General features: G+C 72.3%; 25 protein-coding genes. 10 read left to right on the top strand and 15 right to left on the bottom strand.

The window, feature by feature from the left end:
- Positions 1-43: 43 nt before the first annotated feature.
- The 3 genes from ACGFIE_RS15740 to ACGFIE_RS15730 are packed head-to-tail and all read right to left on the bottom strand — an operon-like array spanning position 44 to position 890.
- Positions 44-199: a hypothetical protein gene (locus tag ACGFIE_RS15740; protein WP_393294958.1), complete on the bottom strand. Its 156-nt coding sequence runs from the start codon at positions 197-199 to the stop codon at positions 44-46.
- Complete coding sequence (locus ACGFIE_RS15735; protein ID WP_007457017.1) at positions 196-411, bottom strand: helix-turn-helix transcriptional regulator; 216 nt, start codon at positions 409-411, stop codon at positions 196-198. Before ACGFIE_RS15735 ends, ACGFIE_RS15740 begins: the two co-directional genes overlap by 4 nt.
- On the bottom strand, positions 411-890 hold the full coding sequence (locus ACGFIE_RS15730; RefSeq protein ID WP_393294956.1) for a DUF2975 domain-containing protein: 480 nt from the start codon (positions 888-890) through the stop codon (positions 411-413). The genes ACGFIE_RS15735 and ACGFIE_RS15730 overlap by 1 nt, the downstream gene beginning before the upstream one ends.
- An 83-nt stretch (positions 891-973) precedes the next feature.
- Here ACGFIE_RS15730 and ACGFIE_RS15725 point away from each other — a divergent pair, with 83 nt between their 5' ends.
- Positions 974-1,489 (top strand): DUF402 domain-containing protein, encoded by a 516-nt coding sequence (locus tag ACGFIE_RS15725; protein WP_393294954.1) that lies wholly within the window; start codon positions 974-976, stop codon positions 1,487-1,489.
- Between the two features lie 555 nt (positions 1,490-2,044).
- Here ACGFIE_RS15725 and ACGFIE_RS15720 read toward each other — a convergent pair.
- Together ACGFIE_RS15720 and ligD are read right to left on the bottom strand one after the other, a co-directional pair.
- The gene (locus ACGFIE_RS15720; RefSeq protein ID WP_393294952.1) at positions 2,045-3,295 is read right to left on the bottom strand and encodes a DUF222 domain-containing protein; all 1,251 of its coding nucleotides are present in this window, start codon (positions 3,293-3,295) and stop codon (positions 2,045-2,047) included.
- Positions 3,296-3,524: 229 nt separating this feature from the next.
- A complete protein-coding gene (gene ligD / locus ACGFIE_RS15715) occupies positions 3,525-4,562 on the bottom strand; it encodes a non-homologous end-joining DNA ligase (protein WP_393294950.1) in 1,038 nt (345 codons plus the stop codon).
- Positions 4,563-4,609: 47 nt separating this feature from the next.
- Between ligD and msrB the strand changes: the two genes are divergently transcribed.
- Entirely contained in the window at positions 4,610-5,014 is a 405-nt protein-coding gene (gene msrB / locus ACGFIE_RS15710) for a peptide-methionine (R)-S-oxide reductase MsrB (protein WP_363682334.1), read from the top strand.
- Here msrB and ACGFIE_RS15705 read toward each other — a convergent pair.
- From ACGFIE_RS15705 to ACGFIE_RS15695, 3 genes are all read right to left on the bottom strand, one after another.
- Positions 4,980-5,591, bottom strand: a complete 612-nt coding sequence (locus ACGFIE_RS15705) for a DUF305 domain-containing protein (RefSeq protein WP_393294947.1) — start codon at positions 5,589-5,591, stop codon at positions 4,980-4,982. The two genes, msrB and ACGFIE_RS15705, sit on opposite strands and share 35 nt — an antisense overlap.
- A 63-nt stretch (positions 5,592-5,654) precedes the next feature.
- Positions 5,655-6,401 (bottom strand): lytic polysaccharide monooxygenase, encoded by a 747-nt coding sequence (locus tag ACGFIE_RS15700; protein WP_393294945.1) that lies wholly within the window; start codon positions 6,399-6,401, stop codon positions 5,655-5,657.
- Positions 6,402-6,510: 109 nt separating this feature from the next.
- Positions 6,511-6,786, bottom strand: a complete 276-nt coding sequence (locus ACGFIE_RS15695; RefSeq protein WP_393294943.1) for a glycoside hydrolase — start codon at positions 6,784-6,786, stop codon at positions 6,511-6,513.
- 155 nt (positions 6,787-6,941) lie between these two features.
- On the opposite strand from ACGFIE_RS15695, the gene ACGFIE_RS15690 reads away from it, so the two are divergent.
- The 3 genes from ACGFIE_RS15690 (at position 6,942) to ACGFIE_RS15680 (ending at position 9,000) form a co-directional block, all read left to right on the top strand.
- The gene (locus tag ACGFIE_RS15690) at positions 6,942-7,202 is read left to right on the top strand and encodes a hypothetical protein (protein ID WP_007456992.1); all 261 of its coding nucleotides are present in this window, start codon (positions 6,942-6,944) and stop codon (positions 7,200-7,202) included.
- A 51-nt stretch (positions 7,203-7,253) separates the two neighbouring features.
- On the top strand, positions 7,254-7,733 hold the full coding sequence (locus ACGFIE_RS15685) for a GNAT family N-acetyltransferase (RefSeq protein ID WP_393294941.1): 480 nt from the start codon (positions 7,254-7,256) through the stop codon (positions 7,731-7,733).
- Positions 7,734-7,851: 118 nt separating this feature from the next.
- On the top strand, positions 7,852-9,000 hold the full coding sequence (locus ACGFIE_RS15680; RefSeq protein WP_393294939.1) for a lytic polysaccharide monooxygenase: 1,149 nt from the start codon (positions 7,852-7,854) through the stop codon (positions 8,998-9,000).
- Positions 9,001-9,051: 51 nt separating this feature from the next.
- On the opposite strand, the gene hemQ is transcribed toward ACGFIE_RS15680, so the two are convergent.
- From hemQ to hemE, 3 genes are read right to left on the bottom strand one after another with little or no spacing between them, the layout of a single operon-like run.
- Entirely contained in the window at positions 9,052-9,753 is a 702-nt protein-coding gene (hemQ, locus tag ACGFIE_RS15675) for a hydrogen peroxide-dependent heme synthase (RefSeq protein WP_266250986.1), read from the bottom strand.
- A complete protein-coding gene (gene hemG / locus ACGFIE_RS15670; protein WP_393294937.1) occupies positions 9,750-11,159 on the bottom strand; it encodes a protoporphyrinogen oxidase in 1,410 nt (469 codons plus the stop codon). Before hemG ends, hemQ begins: the two co-directional genes overlap by 4 nt.
- A gap of 7 nt (positions 11,160-11,166) precedes the next feature.
- Positions 11,167-12,264, bottom strand: a complete 1,098-nt coding sequence (gene hemE, locus ACGFIE_RS15665) for a uroporphyrinogen decarboxylase (protein WP_393294935.1) — start codon at positions 12,262-12,264, stop codon at positions 11,167-11,169.
- A 149-nt stretch (positions 12,265-12,413) separates the two neighbouring features.
- Between hemE and ACGFIE_RS15660 the strand changes: the two genes are divergently transcribed.
- Complete coding sequence (locus tag ACGFIE_RS15660; RefSeq protein ID WP_393294933.1) at positions 12,414-12,986, top strand: DUF3000 domain-containing protein; 573 nt, start codon at positions 12,414-12,416, stop codon at positions 12,984-12,986.
- 28 nt (positions 12,987-13,014) lie between these two features.
- On the opposite strand, the gene ACGFIE_RS15655 is transcribed toward ACGFIE_RS15660, so the two are convergent.
- Both ACGFIE_RS15655 and ACGFIE_RS15650 read right to left on the bottom strand, forming a co-directional pair.
- Complete coding sequence (locus ACGFIE_RS15655) at positions 13,015-13,938, bottom strand: hypothetical protein (protein ID WP_393294931.1); 924 nt, start codon at positions 13,936-13,938, stop codon at positions 13,015-13,017.
- A 216-nt stretch (positions 13,939-14,154) separates the two neighbouring features.
- Entirely contained in the window at positions 14,155-15,423 is a 1,269-nt protein-coding gene (locus ACGFIE_RS15650) for a trypsin-like peptidase domain-containing protein (RefSeq protein WP_393295656.1), read from the bottom strand.
- 245 nt (positions 15,424-15,668) lie between these two features.
- Between ACGFIE_RS15650 and ACGFIE_RS15645 the strand changes: the two genes are divergently transcribed.
- The 4 genes from ACGFIE_RS15645 (at position 15,669) to ACGFIE_RS15630 (ending at position 21,317) form a co-directional block, all read left to right on the top strand.
- Positions 15,669-16,994, top strand: a complete 1,326-nt coding sequence (locus tag ACGFIE_RS15645; protein WP_393294929.1) for a ribonuclease D — start codon at positions 15,669-15,671, stop codon at positions 16,992-16,994.
- A 94-nt stretch (positions 16,995-17,088) separates the two neighbouring features.
- On the top strand, positions 17,089-18,285 hold the full coding sequence (locus ACGFIE_RS15640) for a thiolase family protein (RefSeq protein WP_393294927.1): 1,197 nt from the start codon (positions 17,089-17,091) through the stop codon (positions 18,283-18,285).
- On the top strand, positions 18,282-20,342 hold the full coding sequence (locus tag ACGFIE_RS15635) for a 3-hydroxyacyl-CoA dehydrogenase NAD-binding domain-containing protein (protein WP_393294925.1): 2,061 nt from the start codon (positions 18,282-18,284) through the stop codon (positions 20,340-20,342). Before ACGFIE_RS15640 ends, ACGFIE_RS15635 begins: the two co-directional genes overlap by 4 nt.
- 171 nt (positions 20,343-20,513) lie before the next feature.
- Positions 20,514-21,317 (top strand): hypothetical protein, encoded by an 804-nt coding sequence (locus ACGFIE_RS15630; RefSeq protein WP_393294923.1) that lies wholly within the window; start codon positions 20,514-20,516, stop codon positions 21,315-21,317.
- 86 nt (positions 21,318-21,403) lie between these two features.
- On the opposite strand, the gene ACGFIE_RS15625 is transcribed toward ACGFIE_RS15630, so the two are convergent.
- Both ACGFIE_RS15625 and ACGFIE_RS15620 read right to left on the bottom strand, forming a co-directional pair.
- Complete coding sequence (locus ACGFIE_RS15625; protein ID WP_393294921.1) at positions 21,404-21,826, bottom strand: VOC family protein; 423 nt, start codon at positions 21,824-21,826, stop codon at positions 21,404-21,406.
- Complete coding sequence (locus ACGFIE_RS15620; RefSeq protein ID WP_393294919.1) at positions 21,823-22,245, bottom strand: VOC family protein; 423 nt, start codon at positions 22,243-22,245, stop codon at positions 21,823-21,825. Before ACGFIE_RS15620 ends, ACGFIE_RS15625 begins: the two co-directional genes overlap by 4 nt.
- Between the last annotated feature and the right edge of the window lie 145 nt (positions 22,246-22,390).

Genomic DNA, 22,390 nt, shown 5'->3' with positions numbered 1-22,390 from the left:
CGCGCCCGTTACATGATCGTTATTACGAGTACGACAGGTGCGGTCACTTTCCGCGCCGGGCCGTCCGTACCGCGAACACGACAGCGCCCACGACGAGCAGTACGCCGATGAGCTGGAGGCCCGGCGAGTCGTCGGCTCCGCCGTACGCGACGGCGGTGACGCCGAGGGCGACAAGGACAGTGGCGGCGACGTACCTCATGGGGTTTCCTCCTCGACCCACTCCAGCAGGTCTCCGGGCTGGCAGTCGAGCACCCGGCACATCGCTTCCAGGGTGCTGAAGCGGACGGCCTTGGCGCGGCCGTTCTTCAGCACCGCGACGTTCGCCGGGGTGAGCCCGACGCGCTCGGCGAACTCGCCGACGCTCATCTTGCGCTTGGCCAACTCGACGTCGATGCGGACGATGATGGGCATCAGATCACCGCCTCCATGTCGGTCCGCAGCGTGGTGGCCTGCCGCAGCAGCGCCCGCATCACCACCATCAGCAGCCCGAACACCGTGACGCCCATCGTCAGCAGGAACAGCAGGATCGGGCCACCCGGGTCGTCGGCGTGAAAGCCGACGTAGAGGAAGACGCCCACGAGCACCACCCACCCCGCGCCGATGGCCCACACGATGAGGTCGACCCACGTCAGGGACGCCTCGGTGAAGATGCGGTCGTCCTTGACCAGGCTGAGCAACTTCCAGGTGGACACGATCACCACCTGGACGCACAGCACCCAGAAGACCGTCACGGCGGTCAGCGGCCAACGGAGGTAGGCGTGCTCGGGCGACTCCTGGGCCATGTGCGCGAACTGCCCCGGCAGCGAGAAGCTCTGGAAACCGACCAGGACCACGAACAGCACCACGAGAAAGACTCGGAGAGCGGCTACCGCTCGACGTTCAACAAACATATATCGAGTGTCGCTTGCTACCTATCGAAAGTCAATCGGTCCTCGACGCGCCTGCCGACCTCATCTTCGCCTAGGGTTCTTCCATGAGCATCGGGGAGACACCCACCAGCGTGCGGCTCAGCAAGGTCAAGCGCCCGGGCGGGGTCTTCTGGTTCGATCTCCAGCAGGTCGCGCACGACGATGCGGGAACGTGGCTGCGCGGTCCGGTCGGTTCGCCGTGGGCCGCTCCACACGACAGTGGCGGCCTGTCCGTGCCGACAGTGGTGCTGCTGACCGCGGACCGCCCGTGGGTGGCATGGTGGGTCGGCGACCCCGCTGATCGGCGGCTGGAGATCGACGTGTGCCTTCCGCCAGAGGCCGTCGAAGGGGGTTGGCGGTATGTCGATCTTGAGCTGGATCCGGTGCGTCACGAGGCCGACGGACGTGTGAAGATCGAGGACTGGGACGAGTTCGAACAGGCGTGCCGGCACGGCTGGATGACGTCGGACGACGCGACGCTTGCGCAGACCACGGCCGAGCACTGCGCGGAGGTGCTTCGGCACGGGACGGAGCCCTGGCTGGGGCGCGGATGGGACATGCTTCGCCAGACGATGTCGTGAGGCGCTGTCCGGCACTGCGAGGATGCTGACGTGGCGCAGATCGGGAGAACACTTCACGGCAAGCTGGTACGTGACCGCATTCCCGAGATCATCGCGGAAAACGGCCAGGTCCCGAAGTTTCGCGTCCTTCCTCAAGAGCGGCTCCTGCCGGCCCTTGTCGCCAAGTTGCACGAGGAAGCCGACGAACTTGGGGCAGCCGGCCAGGAGGACGTCCTCGGTGAGCTCGCCGACGTCCATGAGGTTCTCGCAACGATCACCACGCTGCTCGGCTATACGGCGGAACAGGTCGAACGGGCCTCCGCTGAGAAGCGTCTGGCGCGTGTTCCTTCAACGAACGTTACTGGCTCGACGAGGTCGAGCACCCGTAGCCGGACGCGAGGGCACAACCCGTACCGCCCCGACAGCGGCCGCCGTTCGGCGAAAGAGCGTGAAGAGCCCGGCACGGATGCTTCCGGGTTGGGCTACGTCACAGCGCGGCGCTCAGCGTGCTGTTTGTTCATTGGGCTCTCGTGCTCGTCGAGTGGTGATGGTGCGGCGGATCGTGGTGCCGGCTGCTCACGTCCGTCGGTGGTAGTGGTTGCGGCGTGGGAGCTGCTCCGGGTCGAGCCAGGCCGGCGGCACGAACTCCGGGCGGCCGTCAGCGCCGAGGCGGACCACCCAGTCGCTTCGGTGGACGTGCCGGTGGTGGTGCCCGCAGAGCAGGACGGCGTTGTCGAGGCTGGTCGGGCCGCCGTCGGCCCAGTGCCGGATGTGGTGGGCGGCGCACCAGCGCGGCGGCCGGTCGCAGCCCGGGAAGGCGCAGCCGCCGTCCCGCAGGACGAGGGCTCGACGCAGCGCGCCAGTGATGAGGCGGCGTTGCCGCCCCACGTCGAGGACCTGGCCGGCGCCACCCAGCACGGCGGGCAGGATGGCGGCATCACAGGCGAGCCGACGCACCGTGTCGGGGGTGAGCTGCGGGCCGATGTCGAGAGCGCCGGCACCAAGTTGTCGGGTCAACCCGTCGTAGCTCGTGGTGACGACGACCTGGGCGGGATCGCCGCCGCTCTCGGGCAGCTCACCGGTGCGCAGGGCGAGCCGGCACACGTCGGCGAGGGCATCGTGGCGGCGCTGCCCGGGGCTGCGAACGTCGTCGGGCCCGGAGGGCGCGGTGAGTGGATCAATGGCAGCGCGCAGCAGGGCGGCGGCCTCCGCGTCGAGCGTGCCGGTGAGCCGTAGCCGACCCCCGGTCTGCTCGGAGATGGTGACGTGTCGGTCGCGGGCAGATCGGGCGGCCTCGGCCTTCAGGGCCGCCTCGGCGGCTTCGTCGGCGACATCGGGGGCGACGTGGTCGAGGATCCGGGTGCCCATTCTGCGCAGCACCGAGGGGTCGAACTGCTCGGCCCACTCCACCAGCACACCGACGGCCTTGTCGGCGACCTCGGCGCCCGCCGAGGTCGACACGGTGGCGGCCGTGTCAGCGATGACCCGGGCCTGCTCCACGCTGACCACCCCATCGGCGAGGGCGACCCGCACGCCAGGCGGGGCCACGTCGAGCGTGGCGGCGAGGCCGACCAGGCGGCGCGCGGTGGGAACGTCGAGGCGCAGGCGGTGGCGCAGCCACACTGCCGTCGAGGACGCGCCCTGCGCGACCGCGGTGCCCCGACCGTCCAGCTCGCGCACGGCGGCCAACTGCACCGCCGCAAGGCGCTGTTGCAGCCGGTGCGTGGCATCGATCGTCGCGATCAGGTCATGCTCGGAGAGGACCCAGGCGGCAGCATCGACGCAGGCCGCCACCGCGCTCTCCGCCCGCGCCAACTCATCGATCACAGACAAATTCTAGAACAGGTGTACGACAAGAATCGTCCGCGCGTCGCACGGCGAACCCCTTATTCGGACCTGATCAGCCCTCGGCCAACTCCGGTCGGTGCTCCCGAATCCAGGCCATCACATCCGACCTACGCCAGACCTTGCCCTGCACCAGATCAGCCACCGGCTCCGGGAAGTTCCGGTGACTGGACCTGGACGGCCCAACCACCCACCTGAGGCAGGGAGCCGGTCAGGCGCTCTCGTCGTCGGGGGTGCGCTTGGCGCGGCTGGGCTGCACCCGCTTGGGCTCGCCGGGCATCTTGGGGTGGTCCGGCGGGTACGGCAGGTCGCCCTGGCCGGCGTTGGCGTCGCGCTCGGCCCACTCGAGCAGGGGCGTGATGTCCCACGGGGCGTCGTCGATGCCGGCGTGCGGGTCGCCCTGCTCGGCGAGCCGGGTCGGGACGCTGCGCAGGTCGAAGTCGTCGGGGTCGACGTCGGGCAGCTCGTCCCAGGTGACCGGGGTGGAGACGGTCGCCCGCGCGTTGGCCCGCAACGAGTACGCGCAGGCGATCGTGCGGTCACGGGCCATCTGGTTGTAGTCGACGAACACCCGGCGGCCGCGCTCCTCCTTCCACCAGGCGGTGGTCACCAGGTCGGGGTTGCGGCGCTCCACCTCCCGGGCCAGCGCGATGGTGGCCCGGCGCACCTCGGTGAACGTCCAGCGGGGCTGGATGCGCAGGTAGACGTGCACGCCGCGACCGCCGGAGGTCTTCGGCCAGCCGGTGGCGCCCAACTCGTCGAGGAGCGCGCGGATCTCCCCGGCGGCCCGCGCCGCGTCGGCGAAGTCGGTGCCCGGTTGCGGGTCGAGGTCGATGCGCAGCTCGTCGGGGCGGTCCACGTCGGCGGCGCGCACCGGCCACGGGTGGAACACGATCGTGCCCATCTGCGCCGCCCAGGCCACGTGCGCCAGGTCGGCCGGGCACAGCTCCGCCGCGCTGCGACCGCTCGGGAAGGTGATCTGGGCGGTGGTCACCCAGGGCGGCACGCCACGGGTGGGCACGCGCTTCTGGAAGAACGCCTCACCCTCGATGCCCTCGGGGAAGCGTTGCAGCGTGGTGGGCCGGTCCCGCAGGGCGCGCATGATGCCGTCGCCGACCGCGAGGTAGTAGTGGAAGACGTCCGCCTTGGTGAAACCCCGCTGCGGGAAGATCACCCGGTCCGGACTGCTCAGCCGTACGCTGCGCCCGGCCACCTCGACCTCGGCGACCGCTGCCTTGGTGCCACCCATCCCGCGACCTTATGCCACGCCCCCGACGTTCGACGTACCGTTGACGGGTGAGTCTTGACGACAACAACCTGCCCAAGACCGAGGACGAGTGGCGTGTCCGCCTGAGTCCGGAGGAGTTCCACGTCCTGCGGGAAGCTGGCACCGAGCGCCCGTGGGTCGGCGAGTACGTGGACACCAAGACCCAGGGGGTCTACCACTGTCGCGCCTGCGGCCTGGAACTCTTCTCCAGCGACACGAAGTTCGACTCGCACTGCGGGTGGCCGAGCTTCGACGACGCCATTCCCGGCCGGGTCAAGGAGATCGAGGACCGCAGCCTCGGCATGGCCCGTACGGAGATCCGTTGCGCCCGCTGCGACAGCCACCTCGGGCACGTGTTCCACGGTGAGGGCTTCACTCCGAAGGACACCCGGCACTGCGTCAACTCGATCTCCGTCCGGCTGGAGCCGAGCTGATCTGAGCCGCGTACCCCTGGAGCAGCTCGACCTCGGCGGTCCGGGACCGCTCGATCCGCCGGGCCAGGTCGCGGACGCGCTCGTCACGGCCGACGTCGACCTGGGCCCGGGCCAGGTCGGCGGCGGCCCGCTGGTGCTCGGCGAGCACCTCGCGCAGCACCCGGTCGACGTCGGCGTCCCCGGCGGCCCGCAGCCGGTCGAGCGCGGTGTCGTCGCCGTGCCCGGCGTGGTCGTGCCCGGCCGCATCGGCCCCCGGCCCGGCCGTGGGCAGCCATCCGCGCATGGCCGACAGCTCGTCGCCCTCGGTCGCCTCGACGGCGGCGGCCAGGGTGCGCAGCGCGTCGTCGCGCAGCCGGTCCCGGGCCAGCCGGACGATCTGCAGGGTGCGTTCGCTGTGCCCGACCATCGTGCGCAGGAACACCACGTCGATGCCGCTCAGCTCGGCGCCGGCGGGCGCGGCCCCGGCCGCCGGGGTCCCGGCCGGGGGCGCGGAAGCCGCCGGGCGCGGGGACGGCCCGGCGCAGGCGGCGAGCAGCGACGCGGCGACCAGCCACGACAGCAGGTGTACGCGGGGCATGCCGGGGCTCCGATCATCCGATGAGACGGCGACACGGGTGCGGCCGGGGCCGCACCCGTGTCGTCAGACCTGCTGCCAGAGCGCCGGCACGTTCGGCGGTTCCCAGCCGGGGATCGCCGTGTGGGCCTGCCGGCAGCGGTACGTGAGTCCGCCGTAGGTGACCTGGTCGCCGACCTGGTACGCCCGTCCGCTCGTCCAACTGCCGCCCGTGGGGGGCGGGGTCGTCGGCGCGGTGGTCGGGCTGGTGGTGGGCCGGGGCGTGGGCGAGGTGGTCGGCGTGGGGGTGGGCGTCGACCCGCCGCCGCCGATCTGCACGTCGACGCAGGAGTAGAAGGCGTTAGCGGTGTCGGAGATGTTCCACACCGCGAGGATCTTCTGCCGGCCGGAGAAGCCGCCCAGGTTGACGGTGTGCGAGACCGTCGCGCCGGGCTGCTGCCCGTTGCCGTTGACCACGCCGACGCGGGTGTTGCCGATCCAGTACTCCCAGTTGCTGGTGGCGTGCCGGGCGGTGTTGACCCAGGTGAAGGTCAGCGAACTGCCGACCGACGTGGCGGGCCAGCCCCGGCTGTCGTCGTTGAGGACGGCGAACTGGGCGATTCCGGCGTTGCAGCTGCGCAGCCCCTTGGGCCCTTCCACGCTCTGCGGCTCGTACCTGATCTGCCCGCAGTCGGGCACCCGGCCCTGCGCGCAGAGCGCCTGCCGACTCGGTGGGGCGGAGACGTAGCCGTGCGCCTGGGCGGGCGCGGCGACTGTGAGGGTGGCGGCGACAGCGCCCGCCGCCACCAGCGGGACGGTGATTCTTCGACGCATGGGGGCAGCTCCTTCTCCAGGTGCGGTGAGGTGCCCTCAAGGTAATTTAAACTTTATTAACAGTAAAGAGCGTCATCGATAAATCCATCGATGGTGACGACTTCGCTCCTCAGAGTCGCAGCAGGCTGCCGCGGTCATCGACATCGTCGGCCGTCTCGTCGTCGAGCCAGACGCCGCCGCTGGCGAGATAACGGAACCGATACTCCCCCGGGCCGAGCTTCACGGTCACCGTCCGGGTGCCGTCGCGGCGGGCCACCAGTTCGTGCCGGCCGGGCTCCCAGTCGTTGAAGGAGCCCACCACGCTCACCGCACCGGGCGGGGCGTCCCGGGGAAGACAGAAGGTCACCCGGGTCTGGCTGCCGAAGAGCTTGTTGCGCTTGATCATGGCGATCCTCCGGGGTTACGGCGGTCCACCCGATCTAACGGACGACACGCCGGAGCCGACACGCCGCCGACCTCGACGAGCTGGCGGTAATTCGCCCGCTACCGCCCTGACCTGAGGGACCCTGGTGGCACATGTCCTGATACGGGGGGTTTTCCGTGGCAACCTGCGAGGTCTGCGGCAACGACTACTGGATGGCGTTCGAGGTGCACACCGTCAGCGGCGACGTACACACCTTCGACTCCTTCGAGTGCGCGATCCACCGCATGGCACCCATCTGCGAGCACTGTCAGATCAAGATCGTCGGGCACGGCGTGGAGGTCAACGGCCGGTTCTTCTGCTGCGGGCACTGCGCCCGGGCGGTCGAGGGCGCCGAGGGCGCCGAGATCCGCGACGCCGTTGGCGCGCGCCCCGCCTGAGCGACACCCCTGCGGAGACGCCCGCGCGTCCGGCCGGCCTACCATCGGTGCGTGCCCCAGCAGACCGCCGAGGTCCTCACGGCCTCCTTCGCCGACCTGGACGCCCGCACCTTCCACGACCTGCTCAGGCTGCGCATCGACGTGTTCGTGGTGGAGCAGAACTGCCCCTACCCGGAACTCGACGGGCGGGACGTGGAGCCGGACACCCGTCACCTCTGGTTGACCGACGGCGGCGCGCCGCTGGCGTACCTGCGGATCCTGGCCGACCCCGACGGCGTCGCCCGGATCGGTCGGGTGGTGGTGGCCCCGGCGGCGCGCGGCGGCGGGCACGCCGGCCGGCTGATGACGGCGGCGTTGGACCTGGTCGACGACCGGCCCTGCGTGCTGGAGGCTCAGTCACACCTGGTCGGTCTCTACGCCCGGCACGGCTTCGCGGTGAGCGGCCCGGAGTACGTCGAGGACGGCATCCCGCACACCCCGATGCGCCGCACCGCGGGGCCCGCGCCGACGACGCCGACCATTGACGTCTGACGATCGGCCTGGCATCGTTCCGATTGGAGCCAGCGCGAGAGCAACGCAGTAGGCACGGGAGCGGGCAACTCCCGGCCGTCCGGGTGTCGTCGTCCGACCTCATCCCCCCGGGGGCTCCATGTCCAGTCTCGCCCGATCACCACGCGTGCTCCGGCCGCTCGCCATCGCGGCGGCCGCCACGCTCCTGCTGACCACCGCGCTGAGCGTCGCGCTGGTCCAGCCCGCCTCCGCGCACGGCTCGGTCGTCGACCCGGCCTCGCGCAGCTACAGCTGCTGGCAACGCTGGGGCAGCGAATTCCAGAATCCCCGGATGGCCACCGAGGACCCGATGTGCTGGCAGGCCTGGCAGGCCGACCCGCAGGCCATGTGGAACTGGAACGGCCTGTTCCGCGAGGGTGTGGCCGGCAACCACCAGGCCGCCGTCCCCAACGGCCAGCTGTGCAGCGGCGGGCACACCCAGAACGGTCGCTACAACGCGCTGGACACCGTCGGCGCGTGGAAGGCCACCCCGGTGTCGAACAACTTCCGGCTGCGCTTCTTCGACCAGGCGAGCCACGGTGCCGACTACATCCGGGTGTACGTGACCAAGCAGGGCTTCAACTCGTCGACCGAGGCGCTCGGCTGGGACGACCTGGAACTGGCCGGCCAGATCGGCAACACCCCGGCGTCGCAGTGGGACCGGGACACCGGTGGCGTCTCCATCCAGATCCCGGTCAGCGCGCCGGGCCGCACCGGGCGGCACATGGTCTACACCGTCTGGCAGGCGAGCCACCTGGACCAGTCGTACTACCTGTGCAGCGACGTGGACTTCTCCGGCGGCACGAGCACGCCTCCGCCCACCACGCCTCCGCCCACCACGCCTCCGCCGACGACCCCGCCCCCCACGACCCCGCCGCCCACCACTCCCCCGCCCACGACCCCGCCGCCGAGCACGCCTCCGCCGAGCACTCCCGTGCCGGCCGGCGCCTGCTACGCGACGTACCAGATCACCGGCCAGTGGGCCGGCGGCTTCCAGGCCGAGGTGAAGGTGACCGCAGGCGCCAACTCGCCCACCCAGAGCTGGTCGGTGAGTTGGAACTACAACAACGGTCAAAAGGTCGCGTCCGCGTGGAGCGCCGATCTCACCACCAACGGAACGCTCGTCACCGCACGCAACGTGAACTACAACGGCGCCCTGGCCGGCGGAGCGAGCACCACGTTCGGCTTCCTCGGCTCGTGGACCGGTAGCAACCCCGTTCCCCTGGTCTCCTGTACGAAGACCAGTTGATCCCCGTCCGGCGCCGCACCCGGGCGGGGGCGCGGCGCCGGCCGGCGGGGATCAGACCAGGCAGTTGACGATCTCGCCGACCGAGCGGCGACGACCCGTGTAGAACGGGACCTCCTCGCGGACGTGCCGCCGGGCGCCGGAGGCGCGCAGGTCCCGCATCAGGTCGACGATCCGGTGCAGCTCGTCGGCCTCGAACGCGAGCATCCACTCGTAGTCGCCAAGCGCGAACGACGCGACCGTGTTGGCGCGTACGTCGGGGTAGCCGCGGGCCATCTTGCCGTGCTCGGCGAGCATCTCGCGCCGCTCGGCGTCGGGCAGCAGGTACCACTCGTAGGAGCGCACGAACGGGTAGACGCACAGGTAGGGACGGGCCTCCTCGCCGGCCAGGAACGCCGGGATGTGGCTCTTGTTGAACTCCGCCGGCCGGTGCAGCGCCATCTGCGACCAGACCGGGGTCAACGCCCGACCCAGCGTGGTGCGACGGAACCGCAGGTACGCGTCCTGCAGCGCGTCGCTCGACGCGGAGTGCCACCAGATCATCACGTCCGCGTCGGCGCGCAGCCCGGACACGTCGTACACGCCCCGGATGACCACGTCCTTGCCGGCCAGCTCCTCGAAGAGGGACTCGACCTCACCTGTGACGTTGTCCCGCAGCGACGGCAGTGGGGCGCTGGCCCGGAACACCGACCACATCGTGTAGCGGATGCTGTCGTTCAGCTCCCGCAACCGGGCCGCGTTGGTCTGCTCGGTCATCTCGCCGATCCTCCCAGTGCTGTGATGATCTCGTCGGCTGCCGTCTCGCCGGAGCGGACGCAGACCGGTATGCCGACACCGTCGTAGCCGGCGCCCGCCAGGACCAGTGTGGGATGCGCCGCCCGCAGCGCCGTGCGCGCGGCATGCACCCGGTCGGCGTGGCCCGGGGCGTACTGGGGCAGCGCGCCGCCCCACCGCTGCACGTGCCCGTCGACCGGGGCGGGCAACGGGGCGCCGAGCACCGCCGACAGCTCCCGGTGCACGGTCGCGGCCAGGTCCGCGTCGGGACGCTGGAGGTGCGCCTCCTCGCCGTAGCGGCCCACCGAGGCGCGCACCAGCGCCAGCCCGTCCGGCCGACGCAGGTGCCCCCACTTGGTGGTGAAGAAAGTGGCCGCCTTGATCAACAGCCCTTCGGTGCTGGGCACCAGGAAGCCGGACAGCTCGGGCAGCAGCGGCTGCGGCAGCGCCAGGGTGACAAGCGCGACGCTCGCGTAGTCCAGCTCGCCCACGGCCGCGGCGGCCACCGGGGCCGGGCCGGCGAGCAGCCGAGCCGCCGGCCGGGCCGGCACCGCCAGCACCACGGCGTCCACGTCCACCAGCTCAGGGGCCCGGGTCGGGCCGACCGTGAGGCGCCAACCGGTGCCGGTCGGGGTCACCTCGCGCACGGCGGCGTCGGGTCGTACCGTCGCGCCGCTGGCCCGCACCGCCGCCTCGACCAGGGTGCTCAACCCGCCGACCAGGGTGCCGAAGACCGGGGCGCCCGGAGCGCGCGGCGCTGCGGCCTGCGCCGCCCGGACCGCGCCGATGAGGGTGTGCTCCAACCGGGCCGTACGGGCCAGCGCCGGCATCGTGGTGACCAGGGACAGGTCGTCGGCGCGGCCCGCGTACACGCCACCCAGCATGGGGTCGACCAGCCGGTCGACGACCTCGTCCCCGAACCGGGACCGGACCAGCGCGCCCACCGAGACGTCCGCGTCCGGGCCGACCAGCGGCCGACCGTCGTCGGTGTCGGCGTCCGCGGCCGGGCGCGCGACAGTGGCCACCCGCTCCAGATCCCCGGGTACGCCCACAAGCGTCCCGCCCGGGATGGGGCGCAGCCCTCCGTCGACGACAAGCGCGGCCTGCCCGACGGTGGGGTGCACGATCCGGTCGGCCAGCCCGAGCCGGTGCGCCAACGCCACCGCCGCGCTCTGCGCCCCGGTCGGGTCGCGCATCAGGAACGACTCGGCGCCGAACTCCACAGGCGCACCTGCCAACGTCCCGGTACGCAGCTTGCCGCCCACCGCGCCGGACTGCTCGTACACCGTGATCTCGGTGCCCTCCGGCGCGCGGTCGCGCAGCCGGACCGCGGCGGCCAGCCCGGCGATTCCGCCGCCGACCACCGCCACCCGCCAGGGCTGCCGCATCGCCGTGTCAGTCCTGGTCGGCCCGGCGGCTGGAAACCTCGTGCACCAGCGCGACCACCCGGGTCAGCACGTCCGGGTCGGTCTCCGGCAGCACACCGTGGCCGAGGTTGAACACGTGCCCGGGAGCCGCCCGCCCCTGGGCCAGGATCCGGCGCACCTCGGCCTCCACCACCGGCCACGGCGCGAGCAGCACGGTCGGGTCCAGGTTGCCCTGCACCGCCCTGTCCGGGCCGATCCGGTGCGTGGCCACGTCCAGCGGGGTACGCCAGTCGACGCCGACCACGTCCGCGCCGGCCTCGCCCATCGCGCCGAGCAGTTCGGCCGTGCCCACCCCGAAGTGGATGCGCGGCACGCCGGCGTCAGCCAGCCCGCTCAGCACGGACGTCGAGTGCGGCAGCACGTAGCGCCGGTAGTCGGCCTCGGAGAGCGCGCCGGCCCACGAGTCGAACAGTTGCACCGCGGACACGCCGGCCTCGATCTGCACCCGCAGGAACGCCAGCGTCACCTCGGCCAGCCGGCCGCAGAGCGCGTGCCACAGCTCGGGGTCGCCGTACATCAGGGCCTTGGTCTTCGCGTGGGTCCGCGACGGGCCGCCCTCGACCAGGTAGCTGGCCAGGGTGAACGGCGCGCCGGCGAAGCCGATCAGCGGGGTGTCGCCCAGCTCGACCACAAGCTGGCGGACGGCCTCGTCCACGTACGAGACGTCGTCGCGGCCGATCAGGCGGATCCGCTCGACGTCGGCGGCGGCACGGATCGGCTCGGCCACCACCGGACCGGTGCCCGGCACGATGTCCAGGTCGATCCCGGCCGCGGCGACCGGCACCACGATGTCGCTGAACAGGATGGCGGCGTCGACCCCGTGCCGGCGCACCGGCTGCAGGGTGATCTCGGTGACCAGATCCGGGCGACGGCAGGACTCCAGCATCGGCACGCTGGCCCTGATCTCCCGGTACTCCGGCAGTGAGCGGCCGGCCTGGCGCATGAACCAGACCGGGGTGTGCGGGCCGGGCCGACGCCGACAGGCCCGGATGAAGGGCGAGTCGGCCGGGCCGCCGGGGCGCGGGTGTCCGTCTCGGGCGGCAGTGCCCGTGGTATCCGTGGTCATCGCCGCAATCGTGCCACGCCGCCCGACCCCAGGCCGCGGAGGGTGAACGGAAGGCGACGCACCTAACGTCCGTCGCGCGCCGGGGCGCTCGGGGTACGTGTCGGCGCGCCGTCGAAGCCTGTGGGCCGACGGCGGCATAGGCTGCCGACATGGCCCCCCCGATCGCGCTCCCGGAGACCTTCGCCCGCGCGGTCGCCGGGCTGCGGTCGCCGGCGCCCCGACCGGAGATCACCCTCGAGGAGGTCGGCGCCCCCCAGCGGCTCGCACCGTTCACGTTCGCGCTCTCCGCGACCGTGCTGCGCGACGGCGACGAGGTGGCCACCGGCCGGCTGATCCTGCTGCACGACCCGGCCGGGCACGAGGCCTGGCAGGGCACGCTGCGACTGGTCACCTACGTGACGGCCGAGCTGGAGGTCGACCTCGCCGCCGACCCGCTGCTCCCCGGCGTCGGCTGGACGTGGCTGACCGACGCCCTGGACGCCCAGGACGCGGATCACCGAGCGATCGGCGGGACGGTCACCCAGACGATGTCGACCCGGTTCGGTGACCTGGCCGGTCCACCGACGGCCGGCGACATCGAGATCCGCGCCTCCTGGACACCCGTCGACGACGACCTCGCCCCCCACCTGCTCGGCTGGTGCGCCCTGCTCGCCTCGACGGCCGGCCTGCCCCCACCCGGGGTCACCGCCCTGGCCGACCGCCGTCCGGCCGCCACCGCCTGAAAACCTGGGCGGCGGCCGGCTCAGCGAATCAGAGGTAGTTCTCCGCCTCGTCGCACACCTTGTCGAGGCCCTTCATCGCCGCGTTGTACGCGCTCCTGTTCCCGGCCGCCGCCGCACCCAGCGCGGTGGTCAGCTTGTCCAGGCAGCTCGCGATGACCTTCTTCTGCCGGGCCTGCTCGTCGCGGTCGTTGCGGGTGCCGGTCAGGTCCTGCTCGGTGTTGTCGAGCTTGTCCTGCATGGCCTGCAGATCGGTCTTGAGCTTCGCGATCTCGGTGGTGTTGGCCGCGATGGTCCCGTCGCGCTGGCTGACCTGAGCGGTGAGGCGCTTCTCGGTCCGGTTCAGCTCGTTGTTCTTGGTCACGAACAGCCCGGTCATCACCCCGCTGACCACGAAGAGCAGCGCCGCCACCAGGGCCAGCACCAGCACCGCGCGACCCCGCCGTGGAACCGGGGCGGCACCGTACGGCGGCATCCCGGGCGGGCCCGACATGGGCTGGCCGTACGCCGGACCGGACACCGGCGGCGCGGACATCGGCTGGCCGTACGCCGGACCGGAGACCGGCGGCGCGGACATCGGCTGGCCGTACGCCGGACCGGACACCGGCGGCGCGGACATCGGCTGGCCGTACGCCGGACCGGACACCGGCGGCGCGGACATCGGCTGGCCGGCGTACGGCGGGGCGCTGGCCGGGTAGCCGGGCGTCTGCGGGGGGCCGTACTGCGGCTGCGCGGGCGCACCATACTGCGGCCCGGCGTGGCCCGGCGCGTACTGCTGCGGCGGCGTGGGCTGGCCCGGCGCGTACTGCTGCGGCGCGGGCTGCCCGGCCGGGTACTGCACGGTCGGGTCGGTGCCGGCCGCGTGCCGCACCGTCGCGTCGGGGTCCGGCGAGCCGGCCGGCGGCGTCGGGGTGGCGGGCGGGAGACCCTCCGGCCCGGTCGGTGGCTGGGACATTTCTTCCTCCAGGTGAGCAGGTCCCTCCGCCGGTAGGCGCGACGGACCGGATGCAGCGGTGGGGTCGTCCGAGGCCGAGGACCCGGACGGGTCGGTGACGACCGGGTAGGCCGTCGGTGGCGCGGGCGGCCGGGAGGCCAGGGGTGGCGCGGACGGCCGGAAGGCCAGGGGTGGCGCGGGGTGGCGCGGGGTGGCGCGGGCGTCCGGGGCCGCGGGTCAGCAGATCTTGAAACCGTCGCAGGCGACCTTGATCGGGATGGCGAGCCCGATGCCCTCGGCGTCACGCGCCTTGGCGGTGGCGATGCCGACCACCTGCTTGCTGCCGTTGATCACCGGGCCGCCGGAGTTGCCCGGGTTGATCGGGGCGTCGAACTGGATGGCCGGTCCGGAGCCGCCCTGCGCGGCGCGCAGTGCGCTCACCACACCGGTGGTGACGCTGTCCTCCAGGCCGAGCGGAGCACCGACAACGATGATCTGCTGCCCGGACTTCACGGCTGCGGGCGAGGTGACCAGGCCGGTGAACTTGCCGGTCGCCCGCAGGTGCGCCACGTCGTTGGCCTTGTCGACCTTGACGATGGTGGCCGGGAAGCGCTGGTCCGTACGCTCCAGGAAGACCTCCCGACCGCCGCTCTCCCACACCGACTCGACGACGTGGAAGTTGGTGAACAGGTTGGTGCCACCGCCGGCCGCCGGCTTGCCCACCGCGAACGCGGTGCCGGTGAACTGGCCGGCCCGCACCCGGAAGACGCTGGGCAGCACGGCGCTGGCCACCGCCTCGGGGTTGAACGCCGCCCCGGCCTGCTTCTCCAGCGCGTCCGTGCGCTGTTCCAGGCCGTCGAGACGGGTGCCGTCGCCGTCCTGGGCCTGAGCGAGCCGGCGGTCGGTGGCGGCGAGTCGGTCGCCGAGTCGGTCGAGCTGATACGCCTGCAGGCCGGCCACGGCGGCAAGCGCGACGACGAGCAGCGTGGCGAGCACGACGGGCCACCGACGTCGGGTGGGTCGCGCGGGCGGGGTGACGCCCGGCCAGCCGAGCTGACCGGGGTTACCGGGGTTGCCGGGCTGGCCGGGGTGACCCGCGGTGGCGAACGGCGGCGCGCTGGCCAGGTCACCGGCGGGCGGGTAGCCGCCCGCGCCGTACGACGTGGGAGCGCCAGGGGTGTACGCGCCGTGCGGCGCCGGCCCTGTCACGTATGGCGCCGGCCCCGCCGGGTACGGCGCGGCAGTGCCGTGAGCAGCCGGCGTGGGCGCGGCGGTCATGCCCGGGCCGGTGGGCACGGGCCCCTGGGGCGCCGCGCCCCACTGGCCGGCGTTCGGCGGGGCCACCCAGCCGGTACGGGGTGCCGGGATGGCCGCGGAGGGCTCGGCGTTCTGGCCCGGCGCCCCGGACCAGGTGGCACCGGCCTCGGGGTGTGGTTCGATGCGTGGCGGCAGAGGGCCCGGCCGATCGGGGGCCCGGCCGCTCACGTCGTCAGGCTCGGCGCCCATTGGCCGTGCGTCCCCCGCGCCGAAGCCAGCCGTCATGATCATCTTGCCTTTCCCCGTGGTCTTTCGCCTGCGGCCACGACCCAGGATCACCCGAGCGGGGTCGGCGGCTCGATGGACCGTACCTGCGCGAACGGGCTTTGTCTCCCCCGATGTCCGGGATCTGAAAGGACACCTTGCGGACACCTGACCGACACACGCGGGACCGGCTGCGCACGCCGGATCACGGCGCGCACTAGGGTTGGCAGGTGACCGACGAACCACCCCTGCGCCGTCGGCCCGCCGAAGAACTCCCGGGACACGCACCCCAGCAGCCGCCGTCGGCCCAGCCGCAGCCGGCGGACGAGGGGCCCGACCCGACCGACGGTGGGCCCGTTCCGCTGACCGCCCCGCGCGACGGCACCCCCGATCCGGTGACCACCCCGGCCGAGCTCGCCGAGGTCGTGGCCCGGTTCGCCGCCGGCACCGGCCCGGTCGCCCTGGACGCCGAGCGCGCTTCGGGGTACCGCTACAGCCAGCGCGCGTACCTGGTGCAGTTGCGGCGCGCGGGCGCCGGCACCGCGCTGATCGACCCGCTGCCGCTGCCCGACCTCAGCACGCTGGACGCGGCGATCGGCGAGGCCGAGTGGGTGCTCCATGCGGCCAGTCAGGATCTGCCCTGCCTCGCCGAGGTGGGGTTGCGCCCGCGCCGGCTGTTCGACACGGAACTGGCCGCTCGGCTGGCCGGGTTCGAGCGGGTCGGCCTGGCTGCGCTGACCGAGCAGCTACTCGGATTCACCCTGGAGAAGCACCACTCGGCGGCCGACTGGTCGAGTCGACCGCTGCCCGAGTCGTGGCTGACCTACGCCGCGCTCGACGTGGAGATGCTCACCGACCTCCGCGACGCGCTCGACGCGGAGTTGGCCCGACAGGGCAAGTCGGCCTGGGCCGCGGAGGAGTTCGCCGCCCTGGTCCGGACGGGCGCCCGGCCGCCCCGGGTCCGGGCGGAACCCTGGCGACGTACGTCGGGCATCCACCGGGTGCGCGGGGCGCGCGCCCAGGCCCGGATCCGCTCGTTGTGGTACGCCCGGGACCAGATCGCGGCTCGGCGGGACGCCGCGCCCGGCCGGGTGCTGCCCGACTCAGCCATCGTCGCCGCGGCCGAGCTGGACCCGAAGGACGAGAAGACGCTGTTGACGCTGCCCGGCTTCGGGGGGCGGTCGGTCCGTCGGCTGGCCCGCACCTGGCTGGCCGCGCTCGACGACGCCCGGGAGTTGCCGGACGACGCGCTTCCGGCCACCCCGGCGGTGGAGGGCCCACCACCGCCGCACCGGTGGGCCGAGCGGGACCCGGTGGCAGCCGGTCGCCTGGCCCGCTGCCGGGAGGTGGTGGTCCGCATCGCGGGCGAGCACAACCTGCCCCCGGAAAATCTGATCACCCCGGATTCGGTACGTCGTCTGGCCTGGACCCCGCCGGAGGAGATCACCGAGGACGCGGTGGCGGAGACCCTGCGCGGCTTCAGTGCCCGCGAGTGGCAGATCGCCCTGCTGACCCCCCAGCTGACCCAGGCCCTGTCCCCCAACCCCATTCCCTGACGGGTGTGGGGTGGGCCACAGCCGGGGGTCGGCAGCAGTTTGGTTACTGGCGAGTAGCATTCGGGGGAACGCGCCCATCGGCTAGGAGGCTCAAGTGCCCCGTGAAGTCCGGGATGTCGTCTTCGTCGACGGCGTCCGTACCCCGTTCGGCAAGGCGGGTGGCATGTACGCCAACACCCGCGCCGACGACCTGGTGATCCGCTGCATCCGTGAGCTGATGCGGCGCAACCCGCAGCTGCCTCCGGAGCGGGTCGAGGAGGTCGCCATCGCGGCCACCACCCAGATCGGCGACCAGGGCCTCACCATCGGCCGCACCGCCGCGCTGCTGGCCGGTCTGCCCAAGACCGTTCCCGGCTTCGCCATCGACCGGATGTGCGCCGGTGCCATGACCGCCGTGACCACCGTGGCCAGCGGCATCGCCATGGGCGCGTACGACATCGCCATCGCCGGCGGCGTCGAGCACATGGGCCACCACCCGATGGGCGAGGGCGTCGACCCCAACCCGCGCATCATCGCGGAGAAGCTCGTCGACCCGTCCGCGCTGGTCATGGGCGCCACCGCGGAGAACCTGCACGACCTGGTCCCGCACATCACCAAGGCGCGCACCGACGCGTTCGCGCTCGCCTCGCAGCAGAAGACCGCGAAGGCGTACGCCAACGGCAAGCTCCAGGACGACCTGGTGCCGATGTCCATCCGCGACGCGGAGGGCGGCTGGGGCCTGGCGACGGTGGACGAGGCCCCACGGGACACCTCACTGGAGAAGCTCGCCACCCTGAAGACCCCGTTCCGCCCGCACGGCAAGGTCACCGCGGGCAACGCGGCCGGCCTGAACGACGGTGCCACCGCGAGCCTGCTCGCCGACGAGGCGACCGCCCGCGAGTTGGGCCTGCCGGTCGCCATGCGGCTGGTGTCGTTCGGGTTCGTGGGCGTGGAGCCGGAGGTGATGGGCGTCGGCCCGATTCCGTCGACCGAGAAGGCCCTGCGCCTGGCCGGGCTCAGCATCGACGACATCGGCCTGTTCGAGCTGAACGAGGCGTTCGCCGTGCAGGTGCTCGCCTTCCTCGACCACTTCGGCATCGCCGACGACGACCCGCGGGTCAACCCGTGGGGCGGCGCGATCGCCATCGGCCACCCCCTTGCGTCGTCCGGCGTACGCCTGATGACCCAGCTGGCCCGCCAGTTCGCCGAGCACCCCGAGGTCCGCTACGGCGTGACAGCGATGTGCATCGGCATCGGCATGGGCGGCACGGTCATCTGGGAGAACCCGCACTGGACGGAGGGCAACAAGTGAAGGCGCCGAACGAGGTCGTCACGAAGGCGCTGCTGCGCTCGGTGACCGTGCCGGGGCTGGACCGGCCCGCCGCCCTGATCACTCTGGACAACGGCTTCGACCACACGAAGCCGAACACCTTCGGTCCGGCCGGTCTGACCGAACTGGACGATGCCATCACGGCCGCGCTCGCCGCCGACCCGGCGTTCATCGCGGTCACCGGCAAGCCGTACATCTTCTGCGTGGGCGCGGACATCGTCGGCCTGCCGCAGCTCGCCGACCGCGCGCAGGCGCTGGAGATCGGCCGGCTCGGCCACCGGGTCTTCGCCCGCCTCAAGGACAGCACCGTTCCCACCTTCGCCTTCGTCAACGGCGCGGCCATGGGCGGCGGCCTGGAGTTGGCGCTGCACTGCCACTACCGAACGCTCTCCGGTGGCGCGGCGGCGCTCGCCCTGCCCGAGGTGTCCCTCGGCCTGGTGCCCGGCTGGGGCGGCACCCAACTGCTGCCGAACCTGATCGGCATTCCCGCCGCGACCCAGGTGATCATCCAGAACCCGCTCATGCAGAACAAGATGCTCAAGCCGAAGCAGGCCGCCGAGATGGGCATCGCGGACGTGCTGCTGGAGCCTGCCGACTTCCTGGAGCGGTCCCTGGAGTGGGCCGCCGGGGTGGTCCGGGGTCAGGTCACCGTGACCCGGCCCGAGGTCGACAAGGACATGTGGGCGGGCGTGCTCTACTTCGCCCGGGAGACGCTGAACCAGCGGCTGCACGGCGCCGTCCCGGCCGCGTACAAGGCGCTCGACCTGCTGGAAACGGCGAAGGACGGCGACTTCGCCGCCGGCACCGCCGCCGAGGACGAGGCCCTCGCGGACCTGATCTTCTCCGAGGAGCTGCGCAGCGGCCTGTACGCCTTCGACCTGGTGCAGCGGCGGGCCAAGCGCCCGGCCGGCGCACCGGACAAGGGCCTGGCCCGCACGGTCACCAAGGTCGGCATCGTCGGCGCCGGCCTGATGGCCAGCCAGTTGGCTCTGCTGTTCGCCCGCCGCCTCCAGGTGCCTGTCGTCATGACCGACCTGGACCAGGCCCGGGTGGACAAGGGCGTCGGCTACGTGCACACCCAGATCGAGAAGGCCGTCACCAAGGGCCGGATGGACAAGGGCACCGCCGCCAAGCTGTACGGCCTGGTCAGCGGCACTGTCGACAAGAGCGCCTTCGCCGACGCCGACTTCGTCATCGAGGCGGTCTTCGAGGACCTGGGCGTCAAGAAGCAGGTCTGGGCCGAGCTGGAGAAGATCGTCTCCCCGGAGGCCGTGCTCGCCACCAACACCAGCTCGCTGTCCATCACCGAGATGGCCGCCGAGCTGGAGCACCCGGAGCGGGTGGTCGGCTTCCACTTCTTCAACCCGGTGGCCGTGCTGCCGCTGCTGGAGATCGTCCGGGGCGAGCGCACCGACGACGCCACCCTGGCCACCGCGTTCGCGGTCGGCAAGCAGCTCAAGAAGTCGAGCGTGCTGGTCTCCGACGCCCCGGCGTTCGTGGTGAACAGGCTTCTCACCCGCTTCCTGGGCACCGTCTTCGCCGCCGTCGACGCCGGCACCCCGCTGGACGTGGCGAACAGCGCACTGGATCCGCTGGGTTTGCCGATGCGCCCGCTCGCCCTGCTCCAGCTCGTCGGGCCGGCCGTGGCGTACCACGTGGGTGGCACCCTGCACGCCGCGTACCCGGACCGGTTCTCCGTCAGCGAGAACCTCAAGCGGATCGCCGACTCGGGCCAACCGATCGTGGTCGACGACCAGGTCAACGACGAGGTCGCCAAGCTGCTCGTCGTCGGTGACCAGCCGCTGACCGCCGAGCAGGTCCGCCAGAACGCGCTCGACGCGCTCGCGCAGGAGGTCCGGCTGATGCTGGACGAGGGTGTGGTCGCCGAGGCGCAGGACATCGACCTGTGCATGATCCTGGGCGCCGGTTGGCCGTTCCACCTGGGCGGTGTCACGCCGTACCTGGACCGGACCGGCACCAGCGAGCGGGTCACCGGCCGCCGGTTCCTGCCGCGCGGGGCGGCGAGCCTGCCCGCCTGAGGAAATCCCCGCACCACCGTCGCGGTGGCCGGACCGTCCCTCGTGGACCGGGCCGGCCACCGCGCTCGTTGGCGGTCACCGCGGGGCGCCGGACGAGACCGGCGCGGGCGACACCGCCGTCGGCACCGGGTTAGGATCACGCGCTTCGCACCCCGATCCTGGAGCTGACTGATGTCCCAGCCGCCGGCCAACCCCTTCGGCCCGCCGCACGATTCCCCTCCCCCGCAGCAGCCCGGCCAGCCGCCAGCGCCACAGCAGCCCGGTGGCTGGTCACCGCCGCAGCAGGGCCAGCCGCAGGGTGGCTGGCCGCCGCCGCAGCAGCAGGGCTTCCCGCCGGCTCAGCCGGGCCAGCCGTACGGCGACCCGAACCAGTTCGGCGGCCCGCCGCCGGCCAAGAAGTCGAACGTCGGCAAGATCATCCTTATCGTGCTGGCCGTGGTGCTCGTGCTCTGCCTCGGCGGCGCGGCGATCGCCTGGTTCGCGTTGAAGGACGAGGTGGGCGACGTCGTCGACGCCACCAAGACCCGGGTGGTCGCGCCTGCCACCCTCGCCGGCCGGGCCAAGAACACCGACCCGCAGTTGCAGTCGATCGCCGACCAGATGGTCACCTCGATGAAGGCCGAGGTGCAGAACGAGACCAGCACCGTCGGCGGGTTCTACGGCGATCCGACCAAGCAGGATCTCGTCATGATCACGGCGGTGTCCGGCGTGATGGCCGACCCGAAGAAGGAGCTGGACGAGGCCGTGACCGGGCTCTCCAGCGAACTGGCGGTGACCAACATGGCGGCGGTCGAGGCCGGCCCGCTGGGCGGCGACGCGCGCTGCGGTGACGGCAAGACCAACAGCGTGCCGCTTGGCGTCTGCATCTGGGCCGACCGGGGCAGCGTGGGCCTGGTGGTCATGTACTTCAAGTCGGCCGAGGAGACGAAGGCCGAGTTCGTCACCATCCGGGGGCAGATCGAACAGCGCTCCTGACCCGTGCACGACCGGGCCCCGGCCACCCTTCAGGGTGACCGGGGCCCCACCGATCCGATCATGGGACGGCAGCGGTGCCGCCGGCGCTAGACCGGCTCGCCCGTACCCGTAGCCGCGGCCCGCGCCGCCGCGGCCGCCGCTCGCTCGGCGGCGTTGCCGAGTACGCAGAACTCGTTGCCCTCCGGGTCGGCGAGCACCACCCAACCTCCGCCGGTCGGGCCGACCTGATCGGCGACGAGCGTCGCGCCGATGCCGAGCAGTCGCTCGACCTCGTCGGCCCGGGACCGGTCGGCCGGTTCCAGGTCCAGGTGCAGTCGGTTCTTCACGGCCTTGCCCTCGGGCACGGCGATGAACAGCACCTCGGGACCGCCCGGCGGCAGGAGCATCGCCTCCGGGTCGCCAGGGAAGTCGTCGGGATGCCGTGGGCAGTCGAAGACCTGCGACCAGAAGCCGGCGAGCGCGTACGTGTCGTGACAGTCGATGCTGATGTTGTGAATCGTCGAACTCACGGTTGGTCCTCCACAGTGGTGGTGGCGACACGTTCCCCGGCGCTGCGGACCACGCAGAACTCGTTGCCCTCCGGGTCGGCAAGCACCGCCCAGCCCGTCCCGTCGGCGTGCCGTCGGTCGGTCACCAGGGTGGCCCCGAGGCCGAGCACCCGCTCGATCTCCTCGTCCCGGGTCCGGTCGACCGGCTCCAGGCAGATGTGCAGCCGGTTCTTGGTCACCTTGTCCTCCGGCACCTCTTGGAAGAACAGGTTCGGCAGGGTCTCGTCCGGCGGCAGCACGGCCGCCTCCGGATCACCGGGGACGTCCTCGCTGTGCCGGGCGTAGCCGAGCACGGCCGACCAGAAGCCGGCCAGGGAGTACGTGTCGTGACAGTCGAAGCTGATGTTGCGGATCCGTGGATACACGGGTGGTCCCTCCATGGTGGGATGAGGACGCTCCGCTGCCCGGGGTCAGCCGGCGAACACCCGGGGTGCGGAGTCATGACTGGTGGACATCGACGCACCCCCTCTCGTCTCGAGCTGACTCCGGCGATCTTGCCATCGGCCGAGCGCCGCGCGCAACCCC

Source organism: Micromonospora sp. NPDC049275 (assembly GCF_043197115.1).
In the GTDB taxonomy this organism is placed as follows: domain Bacteria; phylum Actinomycetota; class Actinomycetes; order Mycobacteriales; family Micromonosporaceae; genus Micromonospora.
This window is presented reverse-complemented; position numbering and strand designations above follow the sequence as displayed.

What these genes read in the sequence shown, in the direction of transcription:
- ACGFIE_RS15740 (WP_393294958.1), bottom strand. Translation starts at nt 199, where the DNA reads ATGAGGTACGTCGCCGCCACTGTCCTTGTCGCCCTCGGCGTCACCGCC.
- ACGFIE_RS15735 (WP_007457017.1), bottom strand. Translation starts at nt 411, where the DNA reads ATGCCCATCATCGTCCGCATCGACGTCGAGTTGGCCAAGCGCAAGATG.
- ACGFIE_RS15730 (WP_393294956.1), bottom strand. Translation starts at nt 890, where the DNA reads ATGTTTGTTGAACGTCGAGCGGTAGCCGCTCTCCGAGTCTTTCTCGTG.
- ACGFIE_RS15725 (WP_393294954.1), top strand. Translation starts at nt 974, where the DNA reads ATGAGCATCGGGGAGACACCCACCAGCGTGCGGCTCAGCAAGGTCAAG.
- ligD (WP_393294950.1), bottom strand. Translation starts at nt 4,562, where the DNA reads ATGGGTGGCACCAAGGCAGCGGTCGCCGAGGTCGAGGTGGCCGGGCGC.
- ACGFIE_RS15705 (WP_393294947.1), bottom strand. Translation starts at nt 5,591, where the DNA reads ATGCCCCGCGTACACCTGCTGTCGTGGCTGGTCGCCGCGTCGCTGCTC.
- ACGFIE_RS15700 (WP_393294945.1), bottom strand. Translation starts at nt 6,401, where the DNA reads ATGCGTCGAAGAATCACCGTCCCGCTGGTGGCGGCGGGCGCTGTCGCC.
- ACGFIE_RS15695 (WP_393294943.1), bottom strand. Translation starts at nt 6,786, where the DNA reads ATGATCAAGCGCAACAAGCTCTTCGGCAGCCAGACCCGGGTGACCTTC.
- ACGFIE_RS15680 (WP_393294939.1), top strand. Translation starts at nt 7,852, where the DNA reads ATGTCCAGTCTCGCCCGATCACCACGCGTGCTCCGGCCGCTCGCCATC.
- hemQ (WP_266250986.1), bottom strand. Translation starts at nt 9,753, where the DNA reads ATGACCGAGCAGACCAACGCGGCCCGGTTGCGGGAGCTGAACGACAGC.
- hemG (WP_393294937.1), bottom strand. Translation starts at nt 11,159, where the DNA reads ATGCGGCAGCCCTGGCGGGTGGCGGTGGTCGGCGGCGGAATCGCCGGG.
- hemE (WP_393294935.1), bottom strand. Translation starts at nt 12,264, where the DNA reads ATGACCACGGATACCACGGGCACTGCCGCCCGAGACGGACACCCGCGC.
- ACGFIE_RS15660 (WP_393294933.1), top strand. Translation starts at nt 12,414, where the DNA reads ATGGCCCCCCCGATCGCGCTCCCGGAGACCTTCGCCCGCGCGGTCGCC.
- ACGFIE_RS15655 (WP_393294931.1), bottom strand. Translation starts at nt 13,938, where the DNA reads ATGTCCCAGCCACCGACCGGGCCGGAGGGTCTCCCGCCCGCCACCCCG.
- ACGFIE_RS15650 (WP_393295656.1), bottom strand. Translation starts at nt 15,423, where the DNA reads ATGGGCGCCGAGCCTGACGACGTGAGCGGCCGGGCCCCCGATCGGCCG.
- ACGFIE_RS15630 (WP_393294923.1), top strand. Translation starts at nt 20,514, where the DNA reads ATGTCCCAGCCGCCGGCCAACCCCTTCGGCCCGCCGCACGATTCCCCT.
- ACGFIE_RS15620 (WP_393294919.1), bottom strand. Translation starts at nt 22,245, where the DNA reads ATGGAGGGACCACCCGTGTATCCACGGATCCGCAACATCAGCTTCGAC.